This is a genomic window from Amycolatopsis sp. NPDC101161, from assembly GCF_044768185.1.
In the GTDB taxonomy this organism is placed as follows: domain Bacteria; phylum Actinomycetota; class Actinomycetes; order Mycobacteriales; family Pseudonocardiaceae; genus Amycolatopsis.
The window spans coordinates 899823-910234 of sequence record NZ_JBIWPI010000003.1 but is presented as its reverse complement, the minus strand read 5'-3'; the positions used below and the strand labels follow the sequence as shown (position 1 = coordinate 910234).

At 76.7% G+C, this 10412-nt stretch carries 1 protein-coding gene; it reads right to left on the bottom strand.

What is annotated here, in order from left to right:
• Positions 1–8: 8 nt before the first annotated feature.
• Positions 9–10370: an SDR family NAD(P)-dependent oxidoreductase gene (locus tag ACIRSS_RS25805; RefSeq protein WP_400899146.1), complete on the bottom strand. Its 10362-nt coding sequence runs from the start codon at positions 10368–10370 to the stop codon at positions 9–11.
• Positions 10371–10412 lie beyond the last annotated feature (42 nt).

Sequence of the window (10412 nt, the reverse complement as noted above, 5' to 3'; positions counted from 1 at the left end):
ATCCCCTTCTACAGCTCGTTGTCGATGAAGCTGAAGATCTCGTCGTCGCTGGCCGCGCCCAGCTGTTCGGCCACGGACGCGCTGTCCGGTGCGCCCGCCGGCGCCAGCCGGGCGAGCAGGTCGCCGAGCCGGTCGGCGAGCAGTTCGCGGGTCAGCTCGTCGAGCTCGCCCGCGGCCAGCTCCGCGCCGAGCCGGTCCAGCTCGCCGAACAGGCCGGGCGAGGCGTCCGGGGCGTCGCCGGCCAGCTCGGTCGTGACGAAGGCCACGACGTCGGCGGGTGTCGGGTGGTCGAAGATCAGCGCGGCCGGCAGCCGCAGGCCGGTGGCGGCGCCGAGCCGGTTGCGGAACTCCAGCGCGGTCAGCGAATCGAAGCCGAGGTCGGTGAACGCGCGGTCCATGGCGACCGCGTCCGCCCCGCCGTGCCCGAGCACCGCGGCGACCTCCGCCCGCACGAGCGTGGCCAGCAGCCCGGGCCGTTCGGCGGGGGCGGCTTCGGCCAGCCGCCGCGCCGCGGTGTCCGCGAGCGACGGACCGGTGCCGGGCAGCGTCCGCACCAGTCCGCGCAGCAACGGCGGCACGTCTTCGCGAGCCGTCAGGTCGAGCCGGGCGGCCACGACGAGGGGCCGGTCCAGCCGCGTGGCCGCGTCGAGGAGGTCCAGGCCCTCCTCGGCCGAGAACCCGGTCACGGCGGCCCGGCGCGCACCGGGCCGGGTGCCCATGCCGTCTTCCCAGAGGCCCCACGCGATGGAGGTCGCGGGCAGCCCCTCGGCCCGGCGGCGGGCGGCGAGCGCGTCGAGGAACGTGTTGGCGGCCGCGTAGTTCGCCTGCCCGGCCGTGCCGAGGACCCCGGACGCGGAGGAGAACAGGACGAACGCGGTCAGGCCGAGGTCGCGGGTCAGCTCGTGCAGGTGCCACGCGCCGTCGGCCTTCGGGGCGAGCACCCGGTCCAGCCGGTCCGGGGTGAGCGCCGGCAGGACGCCGTCGTCGAGCACGCCCGCCAGGTGCACGACCTCGCGCACCGGGTGCTCGGCCGGCACGGCGTCGAGGACGCCGGCGAGGGCCGCGCGGTCGGCGACGTCGCACGCCGCGACGCGCACCGAGACGCCCAGCTCCGCGAGGTCCGCGAGCAGCCCGGGGTCGACCGCCCCGCGCCGGCTGACCAGCAGCAGGTGCCGGACTCCGCGCGAAGTCGCGAGGTGGCGGGTGACGAGGGTGCCCAGTCCCCCGCCGGCGCCGGTGACGACGACCGTGCCCGCGGGGTCCGCGAGCGGGACGGCGGCTTCGGGTGCCTTCGCCCGCACGAGCCGCGGGACCCGCACGGTTCCGGCCCGGACGGCCAGCTGCGGCTCGTCCGGCGCGAACGGCACGGCGCCCGTCCCGGGTTCGACGTCGACCAGCGCGAACCGGCCCGGGCTCTCCGTCTGCGCCGTCCGGACCAGGCCCCAGACCGCGGCCGCGGCCAGGTCGCGCACCGGCTCGCCGGGCCCGGCGGCGACGGCGCTTTCGGTCACCACCACCAGGGTCGAGGTCGCGCACCGCTCGTCGGCCAGCCACGCCCGCAGGAGCTCGAGCACGGTGCCCGTGGCCGCCCGCACCGCGGCCGGCAGGTCACCGGCGCCGGCGCGGCACCGGTGGACGACCACCGCGGGCACGTCGGCGAGCGCGGCCAGCGCGTCGGCGGTGGCGACCTCGGGAGCGCCGGCGGGCACGGCGGCCGCCGCGCGCCCGGTCGTCCAGTCCACTGTGTACAGTCCGTCGCCGCGGCCGGACCGCAGCCGGGCCGGCTCGACCGGCCGCAGGGCCAGCGCCCCCACCGAGACCACCGGCCGCCCGGTTTCGTCGGTGAGCTCGAGGGCGACGTCGTCCGCGCCGCCGGGGCGCAGCCGGACGCGCACCGCGGCGACCCCGGCGGCGGCCACCGCGACGCGGGACCACGAGAACGGCAGAACCGTCTCCGGCCGGCCGGTGAGCGCCACGGTGTGCAGGGCGGCGTCGAGCAGGGCCGGGTGCACCGCGTACCCGGCGGTGTCGAGCCCGGCGGGCAACGCGGCTTCCGCCAGTACCTCGCCGTCGTGGCGCCAGGCCCGGCGCAGCCCGCGGAACGCCGGCCCGTATCCGACGCCGCTGCCGGCCAGCCGCTCGTAGAAGCCTTCCAGTGACACGGGTTCCGCGCCGGGCGGCGGCCACGGAAGGGGTTCCGCGGCCGGCCCGGTCCCGGGGGCCAGCGCGCCGGCCGCGTGCCGGGTCCAGTCGTCCTGCCCGGCCCGCGCGTACACGGCGACCGCGCGCCTGCCGTCGTCGTCCGGGCGTTCGACGACCAGCTGGACGGCGACGCCGGCGGCGGGCAGCACCAGCGGGGTCTCCACGGTCAGCTCTTCGACGAGCGCACAACCGGTCTCCTCGGCGGCCCGCGCGGCCAGTTCGAGGAACACCGCGCCCGGCACGACGGGCACGCCCCCGAGGGCGTGCTCGGTGAGCCAGGGCAGTGCGTCCGGCGAGAGCCGTCCGGTCAGCACGACCGAGCCGGAGTCCCCGACTTCGACGACCGCGCCGAGCAGCGGGTGCCCCGGCGAGTCCAGTCCGGCACCGGTCACGTCGCCGCCCGCGCGGGGCACGTCGAGCCAGAACCGGGAGCGCTGGAAGGCGTAGGTCGGCAGGTCGACCCGGCGCGCGGCGGGCAGCAGCTCGGCCCACGCCGGCTCGGCGCCTGTCACGTAAAGCTCCCCGAGGGCGGTGAAGAACGCTTCGTCGTCGGGACGGCCGCGGCGCAGGAGCGGTACGGCGGCGGCGGGTTCGGTCTCGGCGAGGCAGTCGCGCACCATCGCGGTCAGCACGCCGTCGGGCCCGAGCTCCAGGTACCGCGTGACGCCCGCGGCGGCGAGCGCCGTGACGCCGTCGGCGAACCGCACTGCGCCGCGGACCTGCCGCACCCAGTAGCCGGGGTCGGTCAGCAGCCCCGGCTCGGCGACCTGCCCGGTCAGGTTGGCCACGACCGGGATCCGCGGTTCGTGGAAGGTGAGGCCGGCGAGGACTTCGCCGAACTCGGCGAGCATCGGTTCCATCAGCGGCGAGTGGAACGCGTGCGAAGTGTTGAGCCGCTTCACCTTGCGGCCCCGGGCGAGCCAGCGGGCGGCGGCGTCCTCGACCGCGGCCGTTTCCCCGGACAGCACGACCGAGTCCGGCCCGTTGACCGCCGCGACCGACACCCGCTCGCCCAGTTCCGCGCGCACCTCGGCCGGTTCCGCCTGGACGGCGATCATCGCGCCGCCCTCCGGCAGCGCCTGCATCAGCCGGCCGCGCGCGGCGACCAGCGCGCACGCGTCCTCCAGGGAGAGCACGCCGGCCACGTGGGCGGCCGCGACCTCGCCGATCGAGTGGCCGAGAAGCAGGTCGGGCCAGACGCCGGCGCGTTCCAGCGCCCGGAAGAGCGCGACCTCCAGTGCGAACATCCCGGCCTGGGTGAACATCGTCCGGTCCAGCGGCGAGCCGGTGCCGGCGAACACGACGTCGGCGAGCGACCGGCCGAGTGGCCCGTCGAGGTGCGCGCAGACCTCGTCGAACGCCGCGGCGAAGCCGGGGACGGTCTCGTGGAGGCGACGGCCCATGCCGGGCCGCTGGGCGCCCTGGCCGGTGAAGAGGAACGCGGTGCGGCCGGTGACGGCGGTGCCGCGGCGGACGGTGCCCGCGGCGCGGTCCTCGCCCAGGGCCGCGAGCCCGGCGAGGACGTCGTCGCGACTGGTGGCGACCACGACCGCCCGCTCGGCCAGCCCGGACCGGGTGGTGGCGAGCGAACGCGCGAGCTCCGCCGGGGTCAGCTCCGGACGCCGCCGCACCCACTCCCCCAGCCGGGTCGCCTGCGCCCGCAGCGCGGCGCCGGTCTTGGCCGACAGCAGCAGCGGCAGCGACCCGGCCGGCGCGTCCGCCACGGGCTCGACCCGCGCCGGCGGCTGCTCCAGCACGACGTGCGCGTTGGTGCCGCTGACCCCGAACGACGAGACGCCGGCCCGGCGCGGGTGATCCCGGTCCGTCCAATCCGCCGGCTCGGTGAGCAGCGAAACCGCGCCCGCCGCCCAGTCGACGTGCGGGGTGGGCTCGTCCACGTGCAGGGTCTTCGGCAGCACGCCGTGCCGCATCGCCATGATCATCTTGATGACGCCGCCGACGCCCGCGGCCGCCTGGGTGTGCCCGACGTTCGACTTGAGCGAACCCAGCCACAGCGGGGTTTCCCGGTCCTGGCCGTAGGTGGCCAGCACGGCCTGCGCCTCGATCGGGTCGCCGAGGGTCGTCCCGGTGCCGTGCGCCTCCACGACGTCCACATCGGACGGTGCCAGTCCCGCGTCCGCCAGTGCCGCGCGGATCACGCGCTGCTGCGCGGGCCCGTTCGGGGCGGTCAGCCCGTTCGACGCGCCGTCCTGGTTCACCGCGCTGCCCCGGACGACCGCCAGCACGCGGTGGCCGTTGCGCTCCGCGGCCGACAGCCGCTCCAGCAGGAGCAGCCCGGCGCCTTCGGCCCAGCTCGTGCCATCGGCCGCGGCCGCGAACGCCTTGCAGCGCCCGTCGGTGGCCAGGCCGCGCTGGCGCGAGAAGTCGACGAACACCGCCGGGCTGGCCAGCACCGTTGCTCCGCCGACCAGCGCGAGCCCGCACTCGCCCGCCCGCAGCGAGCGGGCCGCGAGGTGCAGCGCGACCAGCGACGACGAGCACGCCGTGTCGACGGTCACCGCCGGTCCCTCGAAGCCGAAGGTGTAGGCGATCCGGCCGGAGGCGATGCTGCCCGCGCTGCCGTTGACCAGGTAGCCCTCGTACTCGGCGGGTACGCCCCGCGCCTGGTGCAGCCGGGCGCCGTAGTCCTGGTACATGATCCCGGCGAACACGCCGGTGTCGCTGCCGCGCAGGGCGGCCGGGTCGATGCCCGCCTGCTCGAACGTCTCCCAGGCGACCTCCAGCAGCAGCCGCTGCTGCGGGTCTGTGGTGAGCGCCTCGCGCGGGCTCATCCCGAAGAACTCCGCGTCGAACTCGGCGGCGTCGAGCAGGAACCCGCCTTCCCGGACGTAGCTGGTGCCCGGGTGCGCGGGATCGGGGTCGTGCAGCTCGGCGAGCGGCCAGCCGCGGTCGGCCGGGAACTCCCCGATCGCGTCCCGGCCGCCGGCCACCAGGTCCCACAGCTCGTCCGGGGTGCGGACCCCGCCGGGGTACCGGCAGGCCATGCCGACGACCACGATCGGGTCGTCCTCGGCCGGGCCGCTCACCCGCGCCGGAGCCACCGGGGCGCGCTCGCCGGCGAGCTCGCCGCCCAGGTACCTGGCCACCGCCGCGGGGGTGGGGTGGTCGAAGACGAGCGTGCTCGGCAGCCGCAGGCCGGTGCCGGCGGCGAGCCGGTTGCGCAGTTCTACGGCGGTCAGCGAATCGAAGCCGAGCCCGCTGAACACCGCGTCCGGCGCGATCGCGGCCGGGCTCGCGTGCCCCAGCACGGTGGCGACCTCGGTCCGGACCAGCTCGGTGACGACGGCGAGCCGGTCGTCGCTGGACAGCCCGGCGAGGCGGTCCGCGAACGGCAGCGCCGGACCGGCCACCCCGGCCGCAGCCCGCGGCAGCCGCGTCCGCACCAGCGCGCGGAACAGCGCGGGGACGTCGGCGCGCAGCCGGTCCAGGGCGAACCGGGCGGGGACGAGGTCCGCGCGATCGGCGCCGAGCGCGGCGTCGAGGAGCGCGGGTCCGCGCCCGGGCGCGAGCGGCGCGACGCCGGCCCGGGCCAGCCGCTCGACGTCGCCGTCCCGCAGGACGCCCGCCATGCCCTGGGCCGCCCACAGGCCCCAGGCCAGCGATGTGGCCGGCCGGCCTTCGGCGCGCCGGAGGCGGGCGAGGGCGTCGAGGAAGGTGTTGGCCGCGGCGTACCCGCCCTGCCCCGGCGCGCCGAGCACGCCCGCCGCCGAAGAGAACAGCACGAACGCCGCCAGGTCGAGGTCGCGCGTCAGCTCGTGCAGGTGCCACGCCGCGTCGACCTTCGGCGCGAGCACGCGCTCCAGCCGGTCGGGCGTGAGCGAGCCGACGGTGGCGTCGTCGAGCACCGCCGCCAGGTGCACCACGGCGGTCAACGGTCCTGCCGCCGTGACGCGCCCGACGAGCGCTTCGAGCGCGGCCCGGTCCGTCACGTCACAGGCTTCGACCGTCACGTCCGCGCCCAGCGCGGTCAGCTCTTCGACGAGCCCGCCGGCCGCCGCGGCACCGCGGCGGCTCGCCACGACCAGCCGACGCACGCCGTGGACCGTCACCAGGTGCCGCGCGACGACCGCGCCGAGACCGCCGGTGCCGCCGGTGAGCAGCACCGTCCCGGCCGGGTCCCAGGAGAACGTGCCGGTGGCGGTGAACGGGACGAGCCGCGGCACGTGACACCGCCGGTCCCGCACGGCGGCCTCGGGTTCGCCCGGCGGCAGCGACTCCCGCGGCGGCAGCGTGCCGTCGGTGTCCAGCAGCCCGAACCGGCCCGGGTGTTCCGACCGCGCCGAGCGCACGAGTCCCCACACCGCCGCCGCGGCGGGGTCGACCGGGCCGTCGCCCGGCCCGGTCGCCCCGGACGTGACGACGACGAGCCGGGACCGCCCGAAGCGCGCGTCGGCGAGCCACGCCCGCACGAGTTCGAGCACCTGGCGCACCGCCGCGTGCGCCGCGGCCGGGCGGTCGTCGCCGGGTGTCTCGACGCGGACGAAGACCACCTCCGGCACGGCTTCGGGGAGCGCGGCCAGGCCACCGTCGCCGAGCGTCGCCGCGTCGAGCGGGGCAGGCCCCGGTACCGGCCGCCAGTCGACGGCGAAGAGGTCGTTGCCCGCGGCCGGCGTGCCGGGCGCGAGCGGCCGCAGCCGCAGGGACCGCGCGGACGCCACCGGGCGGCCCGCCGGATCGGCGACGGACACCGAGAACGCGTCTTCGGCGGTCCTCGTCAGCACCACGCGGAGCGCCGTCGCCCCCACCGCGTGCAGGGTGACGTCCTGCCAGGCGAAAGGCAGGAGGACTTCGTGGCCTTCGTCGAGGACCAAGGGGTGCAGGGCGGCGTCGAGGAGCGCGGGGTGCAGGCCGTAGGCGGCGGCGTCCGCGTCGTCCGGGAGCGCCACCTCGGCGAAGATCCGGTCGTCCCGGCGCCAGAGCCCCCGCAGGCCGCGGAACACCGGGCCGTAGTCGTAGCCACGCGCCGAAAGCCGCTCGTAGGCCGCCGAGACGTCTTCGGCGACCGCGCCGGGCGGGGGCCAGGTGCGCAGGTCCGGCGCGTCCGGATCGTCGACGACGTCGTCGGCGAGGAACCCGGTGGCGTGCCGGACCCAGGTGTCGCCGTCGCGGGAGTGCACGCTCAGCGCGCGGCGGCCGTCTGCCGACGGCGGGTCCACGACCACCTGGATCGCCACGCCTTCGCGCTCCGGGACGACCAGCGGCGCGGCGAGCGTCAGCTCTTCGACGCGCCCGCAGCCGACCTCTTCCCCCGCCCGCACCGCCAGTTCGACGAAGGCCGTGCCGGGCAGGATCACCGTGCCTGCCACGGCGTGCTGGGCCAGCCACGGCTGGTCGGCGGTGGCCAGCCGGCCGCTGAGCACGACCCCGCCGGACCCCGCCACGGCCACGACCGCGCCGAGCAGCGGGTGCCCGGCCGCGCCGAGGCCCGCGAACGCGACGTCGCCGGTCCGGCGCCCGGCGTCGAGCCAGTACCGCGTGCGCTGGAACGCGTAGGTGGGCAATGCGATGCGGCGCGCCGAAGAACCGGCGAACGCGGCGTCCCAGGCGATGTCCACGCCGGCGCCGTGCAGCACCGCGAGCGCGGTCAGGAACGTTTCGGGTTCCGGCTTGCCCTTGCGCGACGCCGCCGCGAGCACCGGCGCGTCGAGGCACTCGGCCGCCATCGCTGTCAGGGTGGCGTCGGGACCGGCCTCGACGAAGATGTTCGCGCCGGCCGCGTCCAGGCTCCGCACCGCGTCGGCGAACCGCACCGGCTCGCGGACCTGGCGCACCCAGTACTCCGGGTCGGTGAGCTCGCCGGCCGCCGCGAGGACCCCGGTCACGGTGGACACCACGGGCAGCTCGGGTTCGCGCAGCTCCAAACCGGACACGACGGTCCGGAAGGCGTCGAGCACCGGCTCCACCAGGGCCGAGTGGAAGGCGTGGCCGACGCGCAGCCGCTGAGCGCGGAAGCCACGGGCGCGGAAGTCTTCGACGAAAGCGTCCACAATGGTCTGGCGGCCGGCGACCACGATCGCCGACGGCCCGTTGACGGCGGCGATCTCGATCCCCGCCGAAAGCGCTTCCCGCACGACGTCCTCAGTGGCCTCGACCGCGGCCATCGCGCCGCCCGGCGGCAGGGCCTGCATCAGGTTCCCGCGCGCGGCCACGAGCGTGCACGCGTCCGCGAGCGACAGGACGCCGGCCACGTGGGCCGCGGCGATCTCGCCGACCGAGTGCCCTACGAGCAGCTCCGGCGCCACGCCGAAGGTCGTGAGCAGCCGGTACATCGCGACTTCGAAGGCGAACAGCGCGGCTTGGGTGTGGACGGTCTGCTGCAGCACTGCGGCGTCCTCGCCGAACATGACGTCCCGCAGCGGCCTCGGCAGCCGGGACCCGAACGCCGCGCAGACCTCGTCGAGGGCGGTCGCGAACGCCGGGTAGGCCGCGTACAGCTCCCGGCCCATGCCCGGCCGCTGGCTGCCCTGGCCGCTGAACAGCACCGCGGTCCGCCGGCCCGGCCGGGCCCGGCCGGTGAGCACCCCGGACGGCGAGCCGGCGGCGAACGCGGCCAGCGCCGCGCCGGGGTCGCCGCCCAATGCCACCGCCCGGAACGGCAGCGCGGCGCGCGTCGTCGCGAGCGAGAAGCCGATGTCTTCGGCGGCGTGCGCGTCCGCGACCTCCGCCAGCCGGGCGGCCTGGGCGCGCAACGCGTTTTCGCTGGCAGCCGAAACGACCCACGGGACCACCGGTGGCACCGCACCCGCCCCGGCCGGGGCACCGACCGTCGCCGGTGGCTGCTCCAGCACGACGTGAGCGTTGGTGCCGCTGATCCCGAACGACGACACCGCCGACCGGCGCGGACGGTCGTGGCCGGGCCAGGACACCGGCTCGGTCAGCAGCGCGAGCGCGCCCGAAGCCCAGTCGACGTGCGGGGTCGGCTCGTCCACGTGCAAGGTCTTCGGCAGCACGCCGTGCCGCATCGCCATGATCATCTTCAGGACGCCCGCGATGCCCGCGGCGGCCTGGGTGTGCCCGATGTTCGACTTCACCGAGCCGAGCAGGAGCGGGTGCTCGCGGCCCTCGCCGTAGGCGGCGATCGCCGCGCGGGCCTCGATCGGGTCGCCCAGCGCGGTCCCCGTCCCGTGCGCCTCCAGGACGTCCACATCGGACGGCAGCAGCCGGGCGTCGGCCAGCGCCGCCTGGATCACCCGCTGCTGCGACGGCCCGTTCGGCGCGGTCAAGCCGTTCGACGCGCCGTCCTGGTTCACCGCCGAGCCGCGCACGACGGCCAGCACGGGGTGACCGTTGCGCTCGGCGTCCGACAGCCGCTCCACGAGCACCAGCCCGGCACCCTCGGCGGCGCCGAAGCCGTCGGCCGCCGCGGCGAAGGCCTTGCAGCGGCCGTCCGCCGCCAGGCCCCGCTGCCGGGAGAACTCGACGAACATCGCCGGGTCCGACATCACGACCACGCCGCCGGCCACCGCGAGGTCGCACTCGCGCCGCCGCAGCGACTGCACGGCCAGGTGCAGCGCCACCAGCGACGACGAGCACGCCGTGTCCACCGTGACCGCGGGACCTTCGAAGCCGAAGGTGTAGGAGACGCGCCCGGACAGGACGCTCGCGGTGTTCCCGGTCAGCAGGTACCCCTCGAGGTCCGCGGGCGGCTCCGCCAGCCGGGTCGCGTAGTTTTCGTAGCTGCGGCCGAGGAACACCCCGGTCCGGCTGCCCCGGATCAGGCCGGGGTCGATCCCGGCGTCCTCGAGCGCCTCCCAGGTCGTCTCCAGGGCGAGCCGCTGCTGGGGATCCATCGCCAGCGCTTCCCGCGGGGAGATGCCGAAGAACTCGGCGTCGAAGTCGGCCGCGCCGTGGAGAAAGCCACCCGCACGCACATAGCACTTCCCTGTCCGCTCCGGATCGGAGTCGTAGAGCCCGTCGAGGTCCCAGCCGCGGTCGGCCGGGAACGCGGAGATCGCGTCCCGGCCGGCGGCGACCAGGTCCCACAGATCCCCCGGCGAGGCGACCCCGCCGGGGTACCGGCACGACATCCCCACGACGACGACCGGGTCCTCGGTGGCACTCTCGAGCTCCGCCAACCGGCCGCGCGCCTGCCGGAGGTCGGCGGTGACGCGCTTGAGGTATTCACGCAGTTTTTCTTCGTTCGCCATCGGAAGTCCCCGGTCGTCGCCGTGCGGGTAGCGGGAGGGCAG